This window comes from Micromonospora sp. WMMD710 (genome assembly GCF_029626045.1).
Taxonomy (GTDB): domain Bacteria; phylum Actinomycetota; class Actinomycetes; order Mycobacteriales; family Micromonosporaceae; genus Micromonospora.
The window spans coordinates 3,668,191-3,686,712 of sequence record NZ_JARUBD010000001.1; the positions used below are offsets into that span (position 1 = coordinate 3,668,191).

Below are 18,522 nucleotides of genomic sequence, written 5' to 3' on the forward strand. Positions count from 1 at the left end.
GCCCCGCGTCGCGCGCTCCGTGCCGCGCGCCGCTTCCTGCTTGATCGCGCTCGTTCCAGGAAATAGTGGCCTCGCCGTCGTCGGAGGCCACTATTTCCTGGTTGTTGTGTGGAGCATCGACCGCGAATGAGCCGGCGAGCGCCGCGGATCACCCGGCGGCGAGCGCGGCGGCCACGAAGAGCACCAGCCCGACGGTCAGGTAGGCCGTCGGCGGGCGCAGCCAGCCGCGGCCGCCGTCGGAGAGCGCGAGACCGCCGGTCCGGAGCCCGTACAGCCCGGTTGCGAAGATCGGCAGCCCGGCGACCAGGGCGATGCCCACCACCACGTTCCCGGCGGACACCGGATCGCCGGTCGCCCCGGCCAGCAGCACCCGCAGCGCCGGAACCTCGAAGATCAACACCAGCAGCGCGAAGAGTACGGCCAGCACCGGCCGGCGGGTCCGGTAGACACCGTCGGCGACGACCGGGGGATATGCCGGCGGCTCCCCCGCGGGCAGGTCGACGCGGGGACCGATTCCCGGCATCGGACCGGTCGGCATCTCCAGCGGATGCGGCGCCTCACCGCCGGCCCGCGTCGGCTCCACGATCGGGTACGCGCTCAGCGGGGCGGGACGAGCCTGGTCGGCGAGCACCCCTCCCCCCGTCGACGCATCTCCGGCGGCCTCAGGTGGGGTGGTCGGTGCGACACCGACCGGCTCCCGCGCGGCCCGACGGCCGGGCAGCTCGCCGGAGATCTCCGAGGGATCCCGGTCCGCCCTGCGGGACCGGGTCGCCCGGTAGCCGTCCGCCTCCGACCGCGCGTCACCCAACGGGTCGACCGCCCCGAACCGTCCCGAGTCAGCCTCGAACCGGCCGGGCTGGGCGTCCACGGCACCGAAGCGCCCCGAATCCGGCTCGGGCGCACCGAACCGGCCCGCGTCCACCGCGCTCAGACGCCCCGAGTCCGACTCGGGCGCACCGAAACGCGCCCCGTCCACGCGCCCCGAATCCGGCTCGGGCGCACCGAACCGGCCCGCGTCCACCGCGCTCAGACGCCCCGAGTCCGACTCGGGCGCACCGAAACGCGCCCCGTCCACGCGCCCCGAATCCGGCTCGGGCGCACCGAACCGGCCCGCGTCCACCGCGCTCAGACGCCCCGAGTCCGACTCGGGCGCACCGAACCGACCCGCGTCCACCGCGCCGAAGCGGCCGGAGTCGGGTTCACGGCGGCGACCTGTGCCGGTGTCGTCGCGCTGCTCGGGAATCTCCCCCTCCCGGTAGCGCGGTTCGCCCGCGGCGCGCCACTCCGCCTCGCCGTAGCCGCGACCCCGCTCGTCGGGATACCAGCGCGACTCCTGATCTTCGGGAAAGCTCCGTCGTCCGTCCACGTCCGGCACCGTATGCGACCGGCCACGGCCGCGCCATTTCGGCCCGCCCGACCCGGCAGCGCGCCACCAATCATGATCACTTAATGCTCAGCAGTCACCAGGTGGCGCTGGGAACTACTGAGCATTAAGTGATCATGAAATACCGGGTGCCGTAGCACGGCGAGGGCTTGATCGTCCGGTTGTCCACAGGTCGCTCCCTGTCCACAGGCGCGGGGTCCTCGGGTCGCGGCACGCCCGCCTCGACGGGCACCGTGCCAGCCATGACGAAGCGGAACCAGGCGGTCGGCGCGTACGGCGAGCGGTGCGCCGCCCAGCACCTGACCGAGGCGGGGCTGCGCCCGATCGCCCGAAACTGGCGCTGCCCCGCCGGAGAGATCGACATCATCGCCTGGGACGGCCCGGTGCTCGCCATCTGCGAGGTGAAGACCCGTCGGGGCGACGACTTCGGCACACCGGCCGAGGCTGTCGTACCAGCCAAGGCCCGCCGCCTGCGGGTGCTGGCCGCGCGCTGGCTCGCCGAGACCGGGACGAGCGCCGACGAGGTGCGCTTCGACGTGCTCTCGGTGCGGCTGCCCGACGCCGGCCCGGCCCAGGTCGACCACCTCAAGGGTGCGTTCTGAGATGCGCACCCCGAAGGGTCGGTGACCGCCATGAGCTACGCGAAGGTGCTGTGCGTGGGGCTGGTCGGGGTCACCGGTCACCTGGTCGAGGTCGAGGTCGACCTGGCCGCCGGGCTGCCGGCCGTGGTGATCTCCGGACTACCGGACACCGCCCTGCACGAGGCCCGGGACCGCGTCCGGGCGGCCGTGGTCAACTCCGGCCAGCGCTGGCCGAACCGGCGGATCACCCTGAACCTGCTGCCCGCGACGCTGCCGAAGTTTGGTTCGGCCTTCGACCTGGCCATCGCCGCAGCGCTGCTCGGCGGTTCGGGTGAGCTGCCGCTGCTCCCGTTGGAGGGGGTGGTGATCCTCGGCGAGTTGGGGCTGGACGGGACGGTCCGGCCGGTGCGCGGCGTACTCCCGATGGTCGCCGCCGCGGCCCGGGCCGGCATCGAGCGGGTGATCGTGCCGGCCGGCAACGCCGCCGAGGCCGCGGTCATACCCGGGGTACGGGTGCGCGCGGTCGACACCCTGCACCGGCTGGTCGCGTTCGTCCGCGACGGCAGCCCGCTGATCGAGCCACCGGCGGCCACCCCGGCGCCGGCCGTCGGTGGCCCGGACCTGTCCGAGGTCGCCGGGCAGGGGGTGGGCCGGCGCGCGTTGGAGGTCGCCGCGGCGGGCGGGCACCATCTGGCGCTGCTCGGTCCTCCGGGCGCCGGCAAGACGATGCTGGCCGAACGGCTGCCGTCGGTCCTGCCCGAGCTGGACGACGACGCGGCGCTGGAGGTGACCACGCTGCACTCGGTCGCCGGGCTGCTGCCCCCGGGCGGTCAGCTGCTGCGCCGCCCGCCCTTCCAGGCACCGCACCACACGGCCACGATTCCGTCGCTGGTCGGCGGCGGTTCGGGGCTGGCCCGGCCCGGCGCGGTGTCGCTGGCCCACCGGGGGGTGCTCTTTCTCGACGAGGCCCCCGAATTCAGCAGAGGCGCGCTGGAGGCGCTGCGCCAGCCACTGGAGAGCGGCCGCATCCGACTGAGCCGCAGCGGGGGCGGCACCGAATACCCGGCCCGAACCCAGCTGGTGCTGGCCGCCAATCCGTGTCCGTGCGCGACACCGGCCGGCGACGCGCACTGCGAATGCACCCCGCTGGTGCGCCGCCGCTACCTGGGCCGGCTCTCCGGGCCGCTGCTCGACCGGATCGACGTGCAGGTGCGCCTGATGCCGGTACGGGCGGCGGAGCTGATGGCGTCCGGTGGTGACGCCGAGTCGTCGGCGGCGGTGGCCGCGCGGGTGGCGGCGGCGCGCGCGGCGGCCGCCGACCGTTGGGCCGGCCTGGGCCGACGGCTCAACGCCGAGGTGGGCGGCCCGCACCTGCGCCGACCGCCGTGGCGGCTACCCGCCCGGGTCACCGCCGAGCTGCGAGGTCGGCTCGACTCCGGCTCGCTGTCGGCGCGCGGCTTCGATCGGGTGATCCGAATGGCCTGGACGATCGCGGATCTGGACGGCCGGGACCGGCCGGATCTGGGCGACGTACGCGAGGCGACCCAACTACGGACGGGGGAGGCGACGTGAGCGCCGACGAGGAGAGCAGGCTGGCCCGGGTGGCGCTGACCTGGCTGGCCGAGCCGGGCACCCGTGTGGTGCACCAACTGGTCGAGCGACACGGTCCGGTGGCGACACTGGACCTGCTGCTCGGTGGCGGCAGCCCGGACGCCTGGCTGCACGGCACGGTGGCCGCCCGGTCGGCGGCCGGCGACGCCCGGGCTGTCGCGGCCGAGGCACTGGAGCGGGCGGACCGGCTCGGCGCCCGCCTGGTCACCCCCGACGACGACGAGTGGCCGATCCGCGTCCGTGGTCTCGCGACGCTGCGACTTCCGGACGTGACCCGCCGGGTGGACGGTGAGACCGCCCCACCGCTCTGCTTCTGGGTACGCGGGAGCTGGCCGCTGGGCGAGGCGATGGAGCGCTCGGTGGCCGTGGTCGGCGCGCGGGCGGCCACCGGCTACGGCCAGCACGTCGCCACCGAGTTGGGGTACGGACTGGCCGAGCGGGACTGGACCGTGGTGTCCGGTGGTGCCTTCGGGATCGACGCGGCCGCCCACCGGGGTGCCCTGAACGCCGGCGGGTTGACCGTCGCGGTGCTGGCCTGTGGTGTGGACCGGCCGTACCCGATGGGCAACACCGCGCTCTTCGACCGGATCGCCGACACCGGGCTGCTGGTCAGCGAGTGGCCGCCCGGTGCCGAGCCGCTGCGGCCTCGGTTCCTCATCCGTAACCGGGTGATCGCCGCAGGCACGCTGGGCACGGTGGTGGTGGAGGCGTCGGCGCGCAGCGGCGCGACGCAGACCGCGCGGCGTGCCATCTACACCGGCCGCGCGGCGATGGTGGTGCCGGGGCCGGTGACCTCGGCGATGTCCGTCGGCGCACACGAGTTTCTCCGCGAGCACCTCAAGGCGCGGCTGGTCACCGGTGTGGCACACGTCCTCGAGGAGGTCGGCCGGATCGGCGCGGACCTGGCCCCACTGGCCCGAGGCCCGCAACGGCCGACCGATGCGCTGGACGACGACACGCGTTCGCTGCTGGAGGCGCTTCCCCGTCGGGGCGCGATGGACGTGGACCGGCTCGCCGGCCGCGCCGGTGTCGACGTGCGGACCGCGCTGCGCAAGTTGTCGCTGCTGGAGGAGCTGTCGATGGTGGTCCGACGCGACGACGGTTACGCCCTCGCCCCGCCCCCGAAGCCGAAGCGGGGCACCTGAGTCGACGACGACCCGTTACGGTGCTCGGTCATGGGTGCGATCAAGCCGTGGCACATCACCACGCTGTGCTGTCTCGTCACGTCCGTCGCACTCCTCGGCGGGCTGGTCGCCCTGCTGATCAGGAGGGCCAACCGCCGGTAGTCGCAGCCGAGGGAGCTGCCGCCGGCGTGGCCGGTGACGCACGACGATCGGCCGTACGCTGGTGCCGTGCCAGCCGTCACGAGGGGTGCCCGAGCCGACAGACGAGCGCGGCCTGCTGCCCCCCGCCCGGTGCGGCCGCGATGAGCCGGCCCGACCGGGGCACCCGGGCCAGGCACCAGGAGCTGCCGCCGGCGCTGCGCGACGCGGTCGACGACTTCGCCGAGCACCTGTCCCGGGTCCGCAACCGGTCGGCGCACACCGTCCGCGCGTACGTCACCGATGTGGTCTCGCTGCTCGACCACGCCGTGCGGATGGGCTGCGTCGACCTGGGCGAGCTGGACCTGTCCGTGCTGCGCAGCTGGCTCGCCCGGCAGCGGACCACCGGTGCCGCCCGTACGTCGCTGGCCCGGCGAGCCGCGTCGGCTCGGGCGTTCAGCGCGTGGGCGCACCGCGCCGGCCTGCTCCCCGCCGACGTGGGTGCCGCACTGGCCAGCCCGCGTGCCCACCGGGAGTTGCCCAGCGTCCTGCGCGCCGACCAGGCCGCCGCCCTGGTCGAGGCACCAACCCGGCAGCGGGCCACGCCAGCCGCCGCGACGACGACGGGAGCGACCGCGGACGACGACGCGAGGAGGCGGGCGGGCGCCGAGGCGGTGCTGCTGCGCGATCGGGTGTTGCTGGAGTTGCTCTACGCCACCGGTGTGCGGGTGAGCGAGGCGTGCGGGCTGGACGTCGGCGACGTCGACCACGGCCGACGGGTGATCCGGGTGTTCGGCAAGGGCGGGCGGGAACGATCGGTGCCGTACGGGGTCCCGGCGCAGCGGGCGTTGGACGACTGGCTGCGCCGGGGGCGTCCGGTGTTGGTAACTGCCCGCTCCGGCAGTGCGCTGCTGCTCGGCGCCCGCGGTGGTCGGCTCAACCCGACGACCGCGCGCTCGGTCGTCGGCGGGTACGCCGAGGCCGAGGGTCTGCCCCGGACCAGCCCGCACGGGCTGCGGCACTCCGCCGCCACCCACCTGCTGGAGGGCGGTGCGGACCTGCGCGCCGTGCAGGAACTGCTCGGCCACTCGTCGCTGGCCAGCACGCAGATCTACACGCACGTCTCGGTGGAACGGCTGCGGGCCGCCTACCGCCAGGCGCACCCGCGCGCCTGACCAGGGCCGGAGGGCTCACCACCGAACGGTTACGATCATCGGGTGAGCGTCCCGCAGCCTCCTGAGCCGATCCCGGGCGCCCGCCTGCTCTTCTCCCTGGATCCGGCGGTCAGCCATCTCAACCACGGCTCGTTCGGCGCGGTGCCGATCGGCGTGCAGCGCGTCCAGCAGCGGCTGCGCGACGAGATGGAGGCCAATCCGCTGCGCTTCTTCACCCAGGGGCTGGTCGGCCGGGTCGCGCACACCCGCCGGCACCTCGCCGGGTTCCTGGGTGCCGACCCGGACGGCAGTGCCCTGGTCGGCAACACCACCACCGGCGTCGCCGTGGTGCTCCAGTCGGTGGGCCTGCGACCCGGCGACGAGGTGCTCAGCACCGACCACGGGTACGGCGCGGTCAGCCTGTCCATCCAGCGGGAGTGCCGGCGGATCGGGGCGGTCAGCCGTGTCCTGCCGATCCCCCTGGCCGCCACCGACGAGCAGATCGTCCAGACCATCCGGGCCGGCCTGCGCCCGGGCAGGACGCGGCTGCTCGTCGTCGACCAGCTCACCTCGGCCACCGCCAAGCTTTTCCCCGCCGCCGCCATCGTCGGGGTGGCCCACGAGCACGGCGTGCCGGTGCTGGTGGACGCCGCGCACGCGCCGGGCATGCTCTCCACGACGGTGAGCAGCATCGGCGCCGACTTCTGGGCGGGCAACCTGCACAAGTGGGCGTACGCCCCGCGCGGGACCGCCCTGCTGGCGGTGGCCCCGCAGTGGCGGGACCGGATCGAGCCGCTGGTGGTGTCCTGGGAGCAGGAATCCGGTTACCCGGCCCGGGTGGAATGGCAGGCCACCCTCGACTACACGTCCTGGTTGGCGGCGCCGGCGGGGCTGTTCACGTTGCGTAGCCTCGGCGTCGATCGGGTGCGGGCGCACAATGCCGCTCTCGCCGCGTACGGCCAGCGGGTGGTGGGGGACGCCCTGGGGGTGCCGCCCGCCCAGTTGCCCGACCCCGGCGGACCGGGGGTGGCGCTGCGCCTCATTCCGCTGCCGGCCGGCACGGCGCTCAGCATCGAAGCGGCGCGGGCGTTGCAGACGCGGATCAGCGAGCGGCTGGCCACCGAGGTGGCCGTGATGAGCTGGGACGGCCGGGGGTGGCTGCGGCTGACCGGTCAGGTGTACAACACCGCCGACGAGTACGAACGGCTGGCCGTGCGGCTGCCGGCGCTGCTCGCCCAGCGCTGAGGCCACGGACCGGGAGCAGGCGTACCGGGCCGAGGCCGAGCAGGGCGAGCGGGTCGAGGTACTCCTCGCCCCGGCGCAGCCCCCAGTGCAGGCACGCCTCGACCGGGCAGCCCGGATGCCCGGGCAGCAACTCGCCCAGCGGTGCGCCGGCGGTGACCGGCTGGCCTGCGCGTACGGCTGGTTGGACCGGCTCGTGGGTGGTCCGCAGCCCGTCGGCGTGGCCCACCGTGACCACTGGCCGGCCGGCCACCAGACCGGCGAAGAGCACGGTGCCCGGCCCGGCGCTACGGACCACCGCGCCCGGCGGGGCGGCCAGGTCGACGCCCCGGTGCCCGGGCAGCCACGGCCGGGGTGGCGGGTCGAACCGGCGCACCGGGCGGGGCTGCCCGTCGACCGGCCAGCGGAACCGACCCGGGCCGGCGTCCACCGAGGAGGACGCCAGGACAGCCTGCGCCGGCGGATGGCCGGGCACCGCCGCCACGAGGACGGCCAGACCGCAGAGTTGGACGGTCAGCGCGAGGGGAAACGCGGCACAGAGCAGCACGGTGCGCGGGACGGATGGCGGTCGCATGAGGGCAGCCTCGGGCCGGGGCGGGGCCCTCCGCGACCCCGGGCGACGGAACTGTGGATAACCGGAGGTGCTGTGGACGACCATCCAGAGGCGGCAATGATCTGCTATGGCGGACGTCGCTTCCGCTGACCCCGCCGTCCGGGCCGGGCCGTGTTCGGGCCGCCGCGGAGGGCCTAGGCTGGGCCGGGTGCGGTGTCGCGCCGCCGCTCGGACCGGGGAGGCCAGCATGACGACTGTCGATGACCGGACGCCGACGGTGGCCGACGTGAGCGGCCCGTCCCGGCTCGCGGAGCCGGATGAGGCGATCAGCGCGGAGGAGTTGCAGCTCGCCGCCCGTAACCACGGCATTCCGCTGGAGGCGCTGCGCTACGACGTCACCCCGGCCGGGCTGCACTACCTGCTGATCCACTACGACATCCCGGAACTGGACGCGGCCACGCACACACTGACCGTCGACGGCGCGGTCGATCGGCCGTTGGCCGTCACCCTGGCCGAGTTGCGCGAGCGGCCCCGGGTCACCCACCGGGTCACCCTGGAGTGCGCCGGCAACGGCCGGGCGCTGCTGCACCCTCGGCCGGTCAGCCAGCCGTGGCTGGTGGAGGCGGTCGGCAACGCCGAGTGGACGGGTACGCCCCTCGCTCCTCTGCTGCGCGAGGCGGGCCTCGGGCCGGACGCGGTCGACGTGGTCTTCACCGGCGCCGATCACGGTGTCGAACGCGGGATCGAGCAGGACTACCAGCGGGCGCTGCCGGTCGCCGACGCGCTGCGCGAGGAGGTGCTGCTGGCGTACGAGATGAACGGTGCTCCCCTGCTGCCGCAGCACGGCGCGCCGCTGCGACTGATCGTGCCGGGCTGGTACGGCATGGCGCACGTGAAGTGGCTCCACTCGATCGAGATCCGGACCGAGCCGTTCGAGGGCTACCAGAACGCGGTGGCGTACCGGCTGCGCCGCGATGCCGACGACCCGGGCACGCCGGTCACCCGGATCGAGCCCCGCGCGCTGGTCCGCCCGCCCGGGTTCCCCGACTTCATGTCCCGCCGTCGGGTGGTGCGGGCGGGGCCGTGCACGGTGGACGGTCGGGCCTGGTCGGGGCACGCGCCGGTGGTCGCCGTGGAGGTGACCACCGATGACGGGCAGAGCTGGGTGCCGGCGGAGCTGGACCCGGCGGACGGCGGCGACTTCGCCTGGCGGCGGTGGCGGTACGAGTGGACGGCCACCCCGGGCCGGTACGTGCTCGGCGCGCGGGCCACCGACGCGTCCGGACGGACGCAGCCGGTGGAGCAGCCGTGGAACCGGGGCGGCTTCGCCAACAACCTGGTGCAACGGGTCGAGGTCGTGGTGCCGGCCGAGTGACCGGCGGGCTACGCCACGGGTGGGGGGCCCGTAGTGCGGCCGGGTGGTGCGCTCAGCCGCCGAAGCCGGAGTCGGCGGGCAGCGAGATGTCCGGCTTCTCCAGCTCCTCGACGTTGACGTCCTTGAAGGTCATCACTCGGACGTTCTTCACGAAGCGGGCCGGACGGTACATGTCCCACACCCACGCGTCGTGCATCTCGACCTCGAAGTAGACCTCGCCGTCGGAGTTGCGCACGTGCAGGTCGACCTGGTTGGCCAGGTAGAACCGACGTTCCGTCTCCACCACGTACGAGAACTGGCGGACAATGTCGCGGTACTCCCGGTAGAGCTGAAGCTCCATCTCGGTCTCGTACTTCTCGAGATCTTCCGCGCTCATCGCACTCCGCCTTCCATGACCACATCTTCCCCCACCGGCGCCGGAGGCCGAGGCTGCTCGCCCAACGCCACGCCGACGGTACCCCCTGACGCCCCGGAGCGCCCCATCGGCTCGTCCGCACCCACACCGGCGGGCCGGCGGGAGCGCGGGGGCCGGCCGTCGCGGCCGGAAACCGCGGCGACATTGACGTACGAGAAACGGTGCTCCCGGCACGGCCCGTGCTCCCGCAGGGCGGCGCTGTGCTCCGGGGTGATGTAGCCCTTGTGCTCGGCGAACCCGTACGCCGGGAACACCTCGTCCAGCTCCACCATGATCCGGTCCCGGGTGACCTTGGCGAGGACGCTGGCCGCCGCCACGCAGGCGGCGACCCGGTCACCCTTCCACACCGCCAGCCCCGGCACGCCCAGGCCGTCCACGCCGAAGCCGTCGGTCAGCACGTACTCCGGACGGGTGGTCAGCGAGGCGAGCGCCCGGCGCATCGCCGCCAGGTTGCACACGTGCAGGCCCCGGGCGTCGACCTCGTCGGCCGGGATGACCACCACGGCGTACGCCAGGGCGCGGTCCACGACCTCCGCGTACACCCGTTCCCGGCTGGCCGGGGTGAGCAGCTTGGAGTCGGCCAGCCCGTCGATCTCGCCACGGCGCCCCTCCGGCAGCACCGCGGCGGCGGCGACCAGCGGGCCGGCGCACGCGCCCCGGCCGGCCTCGTCGGCACCCGCCACGTGCCGGAAGCCGCGCCGTTGCAGCGCTCGTTCCAGCGCGTACAGCCCGGCCTCGCGGCGTACGACGGTGCGCGGCGGGGTCAGCACGACGGCTCCGCAGCCGGCGGCAGGAGCCGGGCCAGCAGGTCGGGCAGCTCGGGTGGGTAGTACCGCTCGCCGCTGGCGGCCAGCTCGGCCGGCGGCCACCAGCGGTGACCGGCGATGCTGCGCTGCTCGATGTCGTTGAAGCCGATGGTGTCGACCTGCCACGACGGCACCCGGAGCAGGAAGAAGTCCTGTTCCTGGCGGTAGAAGTTGCCGTCGAACGGAAACTCGGTCGTGTCGGACCAGACGGGCTCGCCCAGCTCGGCGGGGTCGATCCGCAGCCCGGTCTCCTCGGCCAACTCCCGGGCGGCGCCCGCCGCCGGCGACTCCGCCGCGTCGAGCCCGCCGCCCGGCGTGAACCAGTAGCGGTGCCCGGGACGGGCCGGGTCGAAGCCGTGGAAGAGCAGCACCCGACCGGCCGCGTCGACGAGCAGCACACGGGCGGCGCGTCGAGGGGTGTAGACGGTCACCGCACCAGCCTGCCAGACCGGCGGCGGTTCGCCCACGCCCCCATCGGTCCTACGGCTTGGGAATGCCGTCGAACTGCTCCGGAACGGTCAGCCAGGTGGCCCGGCTGACCGGCCAGAAGACGGTGAACGCCCGCCCGACGACCTCACCCTCGGGAATCGTGGCCTCGGTGATGTTCTGCCCGGACTGCTGCCAGTGCTCCAACGAGTCACCCGACGCCGACCGGTGGTCGCCCATCACCCACAGCCGGCCCTTCGGCACGGTGATGTCGAACTCCTGGTCGGCCGGCTTGTCGCGGATGCCGTCCATCGAGAAGATGTACGGCTCGTCCAACGACGTGCCGTTGATGATCAGCCGCTCCTGCGGGTCGCAGCAGACCACGTGGTCGCCGCCGACGCCGATCACCCGCTTGATGAAGTCCTCACCGTCGGGGTTGCCGCTCCACTCCGTCGGCGCCTTGAACACGATCACCTCGCCGCGGTGCGGTGACCGGAAATCGTAGACCAGCTTGTTGACCAGCACCCGGTCATCGATCTTGAGGGTGTTCTCCATGGACGGGGAGGGGATGAAGAAGGTCTGCAGCACGAAGGCGCGGACCAGCACCGCGACCAGGATCGCCACACCCAGCAGGATCGGCAGCTCCTTCCAGAAGGAGCTACGCGGCTTGTCGGTCTGCTCGTCAATCACGCCAAGGAGCCTACGTTGCCGAACTGGACGTCACCGTCCGGAACGCGCGGGAACCCCGCAGCGCCACCGCCAGGGGAAGCATCAGCAGCACACCACCCTGCGGGGTCGGCCGGACCGGAGGCGCACCCGACGAGGCCGTGACCGGCCCGGCCACATCCTCGAAGGTCGGCGGCACCGACAGGGCACTCCAGCGCGACGACGGCCACACCACCATGAAGGCCCGGCCGACGACGTTGTCGATCGGCACCGGACCCTGGCAGCGCGCGTCCTGCGAGACCTCGCGGTGGTCGCCCATGACGAAGATCTGACCCGGGGGTACGACCACCTCGTCGAAGCGCCGGGAGCGGCACTCCTGCGGGTTGGGCGGCAGGTCCAACGGGGAGTCCCGCAGGACGTACGGCTCGTTGAGCGGGGTGCCGTTGACGGTGACCCGGCCCTGGGTGTCGCAGCACTTCACCCGGTCGCCGGGAAGCCCGATGACCCGCTTGATGAAGTCCTTCTCACCGGGGCGGCTCACCCCGACCAGGTCGCCGACGGTACGCGCGAGCTTGCCGGCGAAGCCCGGCTCCGGCTGCTCGTCGACCTGCGGCGCCCAGCGGTCGGTGCCCCGGAACACCACCACCTCGCCGCGTACCGGGTCACGGACGTCGTAGACGACCTTGTTGACCAGCACCCGGTCACCGATGAGGAGAGTGTCCTCCATCGAACCGGACGGGATGAAGAACGCCTGGAGCAGGAACGTGCGGATCAGCACCGCGAGGCAGAACGCGACCACCAGCAGCAGCGGAAGCTCCTGCCAGAGGGGCATCTGGCGGCGGCCACGGCGGACCCGCCGGCGCCACGGATCGACGGTGCCGTCCTCGTCAAGCGTCTGCACCACGCCACTCCCCGGTCCGCAGAAACACCACCGCCCGGGAGCCTCGTCGAGGCTCCACGGGCGGTTGTGGACGGCTGCCCGCCACGTGGGCGGGAACGCCGCCTGGCTGCGCCCGTACGACCAGGGTAGTGCGGTCCGGTCGGTACGGCATACGCGCAGCTCAGGCGGCGTGGCGAGCGGGAAGTCAGCTGGGCTGCTTCTCCCGCTTCTCCTTGATCTTGGCCTTCTTGCCGCGCAGCTCGCGCAGGTAGTACAGCTTGGCGCGACGCACGTCACCGCGGGTCACGACCTCGATCCGGTCGATGCCCGGGCCGTTGAGCGGGTAGGTCCGCTCGACGCCGACACCGAAGCTGACCTTGCGGACCGAGAAGGTCTCGCGCAGACCGTCACCCTGACGGCGGATCACGACGCCCTGGAAGATCTGGACACGGGACCGGTTGCCCTCGACGACCCGCGCGTGCACCTTGACGGTGTCACCGGCACGGAAGTCGGGAAGGTCGGTCCGCTTCGACTGGGCGTCAAGGGCGTCCAGGATGTTCATCGCTGCGTCCTCGTGAGGCTCACGGCGCACCGTCACTCGGTGCGCGGGTGGGTGATTCTGATCCCCGGGTGGTGGTCGGCGGGCCGACCCCGGTCGGGGATCCTCGCAGCCGCCCGCGGGCGCGGACGGATGCGGCAACCCCCCTACTTTGCCACATCCCCCGGCGGCAGCTGAAATCCGGCCCGATCCAGTGCCGCGATGTCCCGTTTGTCGAGCTGATCGGGCGGCAGCGCGGCCAGCAGGTCCGGACGCCGGGCGGCGGTCCGCAGCAGCCCCTCCTCGCGCCGCCACCGCGCGATCCTGCCGTGGTCGCCGGAGCGGAGCACCTCCGGCACGTCGTGCCCACGCCAGCTCGGCGGCTTGGTATAGATCGGCGCCTCCAGCAGCCCGTGCGCGTGCGACTCCTCGTCCAGCGAGCCGGCGTTGCCCAGCACCCCGGGCAGCAGTCGGGTGACCGCCTCCAGGATCACCAGCACCGCCACCTCGCCACCGAAGAGCACGTAGTCGCCCAGCGAGACCTCGGTGACCGGCATCCGGGTCGCCGCGTGCGCCAACACCCGCTGGTCGATCCCCTCGTACCGGCCACAGGCGAAGAGCAGGTGCGGCTCGGACGCCAACTCGTGCGCCATGGCCTGCGTGAACGGGGCACCGGCCGGCGAGGGCACCAGCAGCCGGGGCGGCGGGGCCTCGGCCGGCGCGAGCGCGTCCAGCGCCGCGCCCCACGGCTCGGGCCGCATCACCATTCCCGGGCCACCGCCGTACGGGGTGTCGTCGACCGTGCGGTGCACGTCGTGCGTCCAGGTCCGCAGGTCGTGCACGGCGAACTGGAGTACGCCGTTGGCCCGGGCACGACCGATCAGCGACAGGTCCAGCGGGGCGAAGTACTCCGGGAAGATCGACACGACGTCGACGCGCATGGGGGTGGTCCTAAAGATCGAGCAGTCCGGCCGGCGGGTCGACGATCACGCGTCCACCGGCCAGGTCGACCTCCGGAACGATCGCCCGGACGAACGGGATCAGCGCGGTACGACCCTCGGGCCGCCGCAGCACCAGCAGGTCGGAGGAGGGCGCGTGGTCGATCCGGGACACCTCGCCCAGCCGCTCGCCGGCAGGGGTGACCACGGCCAGACCCACCAACTGGTGGTCGTGGAACTCCTCCGGGTCCTCCGGAGGGTCGACGTCGGCGCTGTCCACCACGAGCAGCGTCCCCCGCAGCGCCTCGGCGGCGTCGCGGTCCAGGATCCCGTCGAAGGCGACGAGCATCCGGCCCTGGTGAAAGCGGGCTTCCTCGATGGTCAGCTCGGCCGGCACCCGGAACGGCCCACCCGGACCGTCCGCCGGCGGCGGGACCGCCCCGGGTTCGGTGCGCAGCACCGAACCCGGGGCGAACCGTGCTTCGGGCTCGTCGGTCCGCACTTCCACGGTGACCTCACCGCGGACACCGTGCGGCTTGCCGATCCTTCCGACGACGAGTTGCATCAGTACGAGTCGACGATGTCGACGCGTACTCCGCGCCCGCCGATGGAGCCGATCACCTGACGCAGCGCCTTGGCGGTCCGGCCGGACCGCCCGATCACCGTGCCGAGGTCCTCGGGGTGCACGCGGACTTCCAGCCGCTTGCCCCGACGGGAATCGACCATCCGCACCCGGACGTCATCCGGGTGGTCGACGATGCCCTTGACCAGGTGCTCCAACGCCGGACGCAGAGGCATGTCAGGCCTGCTCACCGGCGTCGGCAGCGGCAGCCGGGGCCTCGGCCGGAGCCTCGGTCTTCGGCGCCTCGGCCGGAGCCTCGGCAGCCTTGGCGGCCTTCTTGGCCGGCTTGGCCGGGGTCTCCGGGGCCAGCCCGGCGGCGGCCTTCGCCTCAGCCTCGTACGCCGCCTTGCGGTCGACCTGCTCGGCCTTGACCTTCAGCGGCGGCGGGGCCGGCAGGCCCTTGAACTTCTGCCAGTCACCGGTCAGCTCCAGCAGCCGCTGCACCGCCTCGCTCGGCTGGGCGCCGACGGACAGCCAGTACTGGACCCGCTCCGACTTGACCTCGATGACCGAAGGGTCCTCCTTCGGCTGGTACACCCCGACGAACTCGATCGCCCGGCCGTCACGCTTGGTGCGCGAGTCGGCGATGACGATGCGGTACTGCGGGTTGCGGATCTTGCCCATCCGCAGGAGCCGGATCTTTACGGCCACAGTTGTTTCGCTCCTGTTGCGATCTCACCGGCCCGGTACGGGCGGTGTGCATGGGTGAGCGCCGACCGGCACAGTGGGGTTGGGCCGGAGACTACTCGGTGGACTGGCAACGCGCCCGGGTTAGAGGGCGCCGAACGCGCGCCGGATACCAGCGACCCATTCTGCCAGATCCGCTGCCGATCTCCCGCATCGGACCCGCACACCACCGCACCGGTGACCCGGAACACCCCTCAGCGCACCGGCGGACGGTCCCATCCCGGCGGAAGTTCGTCCGGTACGTCCCAGTCTGACGGCGGGGTGAAGTCGCGCCAGGTGCCGTCGAACGGGAACTCGCCAGCCTCCGCGAGGGCGATCACCCGCTCCCCCTCGGCCCGGACCGCCTTCTCGTCGCTCACCCAGTAGTCGTCGCCGAAGGCGAGCCGCTCGACGAACTCGTCCTCGTCCTTCCACTCCCAGCTGAGGTCCGGGCGTACCACCACGTCGAGGTCCTGATCCACCACGTCGACGCCGGCCACCGGGCCGTCGTCCCAGCGCACGCCGGGTTCCTCCAGGTTGACGTACCAGTGGGCGAAGCGGCCCTGCGCATCGCGGAACCACCACACCGAGTGCGCCGCCCCGGTGGGCAGGAACTTCAGCAGCGGCGGCCCGTTCCAGCGCCCGTGCGCCAGCCGGTACGACGACGAGATCCACTGGGCGAACGGCACGGACCGCATGTTCAGGCCGGCGTCGGTCACCTCGTGGGCCACCGGGGAGTCCCGGGCGATCCAGACCAGCAGACCCCGCTCGTCGTCGCTGACCACCCGGCCCGGCCGGACCCACCCGATCCGGCCGTGCCGCACGTTCCGGTGCATGATCAGCCGGCCCGGCTCGAACCGGTCGACGAGCACCTCAGTAGGCGCGGGCGAGGATGGCGACCAAGTCCGGCTCGTCCTCCGAGTCCGGTACCGAGCCGTCGGCACGCAACAGGCAGCGCACCGTGACGCCCTGGCCGTTCGCCTCGGCCTCGCCGGCCACGCCGACCACCGACCACGGCACCCGGGCCCAACCGGTCGCGGCGGCGTCGATCGCCTCGGCGAGCGTGGCCACCTCCACGGTGCGCGACTGGCGGTTGGCCAACGCCTGGTCGTGCAGCACCTGCTGGTCGGCCTCCAGCGCGGCGAGGACCGCGCCGACCACGTCGGCGACCGGCGTCGGGGCCTTCGACCCGTCGGTACGGCGCACCACCGTCGCGTTGCCGACGGCCAGGTCACGGGGGCCGACCTCGACGCGTACCGGATAGCCACGCAGCTCGGCGTCGACGGCCCGGCGGCCGAACGCGGTGTCGGTCCGGTCGTCGAGCGCGACCCGGACACCGGCGTCCCGCAGGCCGTCGAGCAGCTTGGCCGCCGCCTCGGCGACGCCCTCGCCGTCCTTGACGATCATGACGTACGCCTGGATGGGCGCCAGCCGCGGCGGCACCCGCAGACCGTTGTCGTCGCCGTGCGCCATGATCAGGCCGCCCAGCATCCGGGTCGACGTGCCCCACGAGGTGGTCCAGGCGTGCTCCCGACCGCCCTCCTTCGAGGAGTAGCTGATGTCGAACGCCTTGGCGAAGTTCTGGCCCAGCTCGTGGCTCGTGCCCAACTGCAGCGCCTTGCCGTCGCCCATCATGCCTTCGCAGGTGTACGTGGCCGTCGCGCCCGCGAACCGCTCACGGGCCGTCTTCAGGCCCACCACCACCGGGATGCCGAGCACGTTGACCATCAGGTCCTCGTACGCCTCGTGCAGGATCCGCCGCGCGTACGCCCGCGCGTCCTCGCGGGTGGCGTGCGCGGTGTGCCCCTCCTGCCAGAGGAACTCACTGGTACGCAGGAAGATCCGTGGCCGCAGCTCCCACCGGACCACGTTCGCCCACTGGTTGAGCAGCAGCGGCAGGTCCCGGTACGAGTCGATCCACTTGGCCATGAACTCGCCGATCACCGTCTCGCTGGTGGGGCGCACCACCACCGGCTCGGCGAGCTGCTTGCCGCCACCGTGAGTGACCACCGCCAACTCCGGCGAGAAGCCCTCGACGTGCTCGGCCTCACGCTTGAGGTAGCTCTCCGGGATGAACAGCGGGAAGTACGCGTTCTCCGCGCCAGCCGCCTTGATCCGGGCGTCCATCTCGAGCTGCATCCGCTCCCAGATGGCGTAGCCGGCCGGTCGGATGACCATGGTGCCGCGGACCGGGCCGTTGTCGGCCAGCTTCGCCTTGGCGATCAGGTCCTGGTACCAGCGGGGGAAGTCCTCCGCGCGGGGAGTGAGCACGCGTGCCATGACCGCACATCCTATGCGTCACGCGGTGCGACGCCGCGCCCGGGAGCCGTCGTGCCGTGTTGCACCCGCCCGCCACCGCGACCGGTGGCGGTGCCGCGCGGGCTACCAGCCCGTGCTGGCGGCTCGACCACGCACGCCAGCGCACGGACCGGCCAGCGCACGGACCGGCGGGCTGGGCGGGCCGCGCGGCTCGACGCTGGCGGGCCCGCGGGGTCGCGGTGGCAGCTCGACGCTGGGACGGGCCCGCGGGGTCGCGGTGGCAGCTCGACGCTGGGCGGGCCGGCGGACCGCCCGTAGAATTCGACCACCATGACTACATCGACGGACTCGCCCCGCCAGCGGCTGCGGGACACGATCGTGGACGCCGCCCGCGCGCGGACCATCGCCGCAGGCTGGGACGCGGTCCGGATGGGCGGGGTGGCCACCACGGCGGGGGTGAGCCGGCAGACCGTCTACAACGAGTTCGGCAGCAAGGCGGGGCTGGCCGAGGCGCTCGCCCGCCGCGAGGTGGACCGGTTCGTCGGCGACGTCCGGGCCGCCCTGCTCGCGCACGGCTCCGACGTACGCGCCGGCGCACACGCGGCGATCGCGCACACCCTCACCACGGCCGCCGACAACCCGCTGGTCAAAGCCATCCTGACCAGTGCCCGAGGCGGCTCCGACGAGTTGCTCCCGTACCTCACCACCCGGGCCGAGGTCGTGCTCACCGAGGCGTCCGGCGCGCTGATCGACTGGGCCGGCGACCACCTGCCGGGAGCGGACCAGGCCGCGCTGGCCTTCGCCGCCGACACGATCGTCCGGCTCGTGGTGAGCCACATCGTGCTCCCCCGCTCCCCGATCGACCAGACCGCCACGGCCCTGGCCGACCTGGCCGTACACCTCTTCAGCGCCGCAGCCCGCCTCACCCACTGACCAGCCCCGGGTACCCCGGCACGCCCCTACCCCGCCACGCGCCGCACACCCCGCCCCGCCGCCCCGCCGCGCTGCCCGCAGCCCCGCGCCGCCACACCGCCCCGCCCCCGCGCTGCCCGCAGCCCCGCGCCGCCACACCCCCCGCCGCGCTGCCCGCAGCCCCGCGCCGCCACACCGCCCCGCCCCCGCGCCCCGCCCAGCCCCAAGATCC

20 protein-coding genes and 1 pseudogene are annotated in these 18,522 nt (G+C 73.5%); 7 read left to right on the top strand and 14 right to left on the bottom strand.

Annotation, left to right across the window (positions count from 1 at the left end):
* Nucleotides 1-148: 148 nt before the first annotated feature.
* Nucleotides 149-1,375, bottom strand: a complete 1,227-nt coding sequence (locus O7620_RS16815) for a hypothetical protein (protein WP_347403771.1) — start codon at nucleotides 1,373-1,375, stop codon at nucleotides 149-151.
* A 251-nt stretch (nucleotides 1,376-1,626) separates the two neighbouring features.
* Here O7620_RS16815 and O7620_RS16820 point away from each other — a divergent pair, with 251 nt between their 5' ends.
* The 5 genes and pseudogenes from O7620_RS16820 to O7620_RS32090 form a co-directional block, all read left to right on the top strand.
* Entirely contained in the window at nucleotides 1,627-1,986 is a 360-nt protein-coding gene (locus O7620_RS16820) for a YraN family protein (RefSeq protein ID WP_151490298.1), read from the top strand.
* A 30-nt stretch (nucleotides 1,987-2,016) separates the two neighbouring features.
* A complete protein-coding gene (locus O7620_RS16825; RefSeq protein ID WP_151490299.1) occupies nucleotides 2,017-3,537 on the top strand; it encodes a YifB family Mg chelatase-like AAA ATPase in 1,521 nt (506 codons plus the stop codon).
* A complete protein-coding gene (locus tag O7620_RS16830) occupies nucleotides 3,534-4,721 on the top strand; it encodes a DNA-protecting protein DprA (RefSeq protein WP_278123741.1) in 1,188 nt (395 codons plus the stop codon). Before O7620_RS16825 ends, O7620_RS16830 begins: the two co-directional genes overlap by 4 nt.
* Nucleotides 4,722-5,002: 281 nt before the next feature.
* A complete protein-coding gene (locus O7620_RS16835; protein WP_151490301.1) occupies nucleotides 5,003-6,013 on the top strand; it encodes a tyrosine recombinase XerC in 1,011 nt (336 codons plus the stop codon).
* Nucleotides 6,014-6,199: 186 nt separating this feature from the next.
* Nucleotides 6,200-6,895 (top strand): annotated as a pseudogene (locus tag O7620_RS32090) (aminotransferase class V-fold PLP-dependent enzyme); the annotation flags it as partial.
* A 199-nt stretch (nucleotides 6,896-7,094) separates the two neighbouring features.
* Here O7620_RS32090 and O7620_RS16845 read toward each other — a convergent pair.
* Nucleotides 7,095-7,808, bottom strand: coding sequence for a M23 family metallopeptidase (locus O7620_RS16845; RefSeq protein WP_347403772.1), 714 nt, complete (start codon nucleotides 7,806-7,808; stop codon nucleotides 7,095-7,097).
* A gap of 226 nt (nucleotides 7,809-8,034) precedes the next feature.
* Between O7620_RS16845 and O7620_RS16850 the strand changes: the two genes are divergently transcribed.
* Complete coding sequence (locus O7620_RS16850) at nucleotides 8,035-9,162, top strand: sulfite oxidase (protein WP_278123743.1); 1,128 nt, start codon at nucleotides 8,035-8,037, stop codon at nucleotides 9,160-9,162.
* A gap of 52 nt (nucleotides 9,163-9,214) precedes the next feature.
* Here O7620_RS16850 and O7620_RS16855 read toward each other — a convergent pair whose 3' ends face one another.
* The 12 genes from O7620_RS16855 to proS all read right to left on the bottom strand — a co-directional run bounded on the left by O7620_RS16855 (nucleotide 9,215) and on the right by proS (nucleotide 17,399).
* Nucleotides 9,215-9,538 (bottom strand): DUF2469 domain-containing protein, encoded by a 324-nt coding sequence (locus O7620_RS16855; protein WP_007075222.1) that lies wholly within the window; start codon nucleotides 9,536-9,538, stop codon nucleotides 9,215-9,217.
* Entirely contained in the window at nucleotides 9,535-10,347 is an 813-nt protein-coding gene (locus O7620_RS16860) for a ribonuclease HII (protein ID WP_278123744.1), read from the bottom strand. Before O7620_RS16860 ends, O7620_RS16855 begins: the two co-directional genes overlap by 4 nt.
* The gene (locus O7620_RS16865; protein ID WP_278123745.1) at nucleotides 10,341-10,814 is read right to left on the bottom strand and encodes an NUDIX domain-containing protein; all 474 of its coding nucleotides are present in this window, start codon (nucleotides 10,812-10,814) and stop codon (nucleotides 10,341-10,343) included. The genes O7620_RS16860 and O7620_RS16865 overlap by 7 nt, the downstream gene beginning before the upstream one ends.
* Nucleotides 10,815-10,863: 49 nt before the next feature.
* Entirely contained in the window at nucleotides 10,864-11,499 is a 636-nt protein-coding gene (lepB, locus tag O7620_RS16870) for a signal peptidase I (RefSeq protein WP_151490306.1), read from the bottom strand.
* 10 nt (nucleotides 11,500-11,509) lie between these two features.
* On the bottom strand, nucleotides 11,510-12,379 hold the full coding sequence (lepB, locus tag O7620_RS16875; protein WP_151490307.1) for a signal peptidase I: 870 nt from the start codon (nucleotides 12,377-12,379) through the stop codon (nucleotides 11,510-11,512).
* Nucleotides 12,380-12,560: 181 nt separating this feature from the next.
* Nucleotides 12,561-12,917 carry a 50S ribosomal protein L19 gene (gene rplS / locus O7620_RS16880; protein WP_030335223.1) on the bottom strand — a complete coding sequence of 119 codons (357 nt, stop codon included), beginning with the start codon at nucleotides 12,915-12,917 and terminating at the stop codon, nucleotides 12,561-12,563.
* A 143-nt stretch (nucleotides 12,918-13,060) separates the two neighbouring features.
* The gene (gene trmD, locus O7620_RS16885) at nucleotides 13,061-13,834 is read right to left on the bottom strand and encodes a tRNA (guanosine(37)-N1)-methyltransferase TrmD (protein WP_151490308.1); all 774 of its coding nucleotides are present in this window, start codon (nucleotides 13,832-13,834) and stop codon (nucleotides 13,061-13,063) included.
* Between the two features lie 10 nt (nucleotides 13,835-13,844).
* Nucleotides 13,845-14,396: a ribosome maturation factor RimM gene (gene rimM / locus O7620_RS16890; RefSeq protein ID WP_278123746.1), complete on the bottom strand. Its 552-nt coding sequence runs from the start codon at nucleotides 14,394-14,396 to the stop codon at nucleotides 13,845-13,847.
* Complete coding sequence (locus O7620_RS16895) at nucleotides 14,396-14,656, bottom strand: RNA-binding protein (RefSeq protein WP_172862164.1); 261 nt, start codon at nucleotides 14,654-14,656, stop codon at nucleotides 14,396-14,398. Before O7620_RS16895 ends, rimM begins: the two co-directional genes overlap by 1 nt.
* Complete coding sequence (gene rpsP / locus O7620_RS16900; protein WP_151490310.1) at nucleotides 14,631-15,104, bottom strand: 30S ribosomal protein S16; 474 nt, start codon at nucleotides 15,102-15,104, stop codon at nucleotides 14,631-14,633. Before rpsP ends, O7620_RS16895 begins: the two co-directional genes overlap by 26 nt.
* Nucleotides 15,105-15,334: 230 nt before the next feature.
* On the bottom strand, nucleotides 15,335-15,955 hold the full coding sequence (locus tag O7620_RS16905; RefSeq protein ID WP_151490313.1) for a DUF402 domain-containing protein: 621 nt from the start codon (nucleotides 15,953-15,955) through the stop codon (nucleotides 15,335-15,337).
* A 37-nt stretch (nucleotides 15,956-15,992) separates the two neighbouring features.
* Complete coding sequence (gene proS / locus O7620_RS16910) at nucleotides 15,993-17,399, bottom strand: proline--tRNA ligase (protein WP_151490311.1); 1,407 nt, start codon at nucleotides 17,397-17,399, stop codon at nucleotides 15,993-15,995.
* Between the two features lie 309 nt (nucleotides 17,400-17,708).
* On the opposite strand from proS, the gene O7620_RS16915 reads away from it, so the two are divergent.
* A complete protein-coding gene (locus tag O7620_RS16915; RefSeq protein WP_151490312.1) occupies nucleotides 17,709-18,311 on the top strand; it encodes a TetR family transcriptional regulator in 603 nt (200 codons plus the stop codon).
* Nucleotides 18,312-18,522 lie beyond the last annotated feature (211 nt).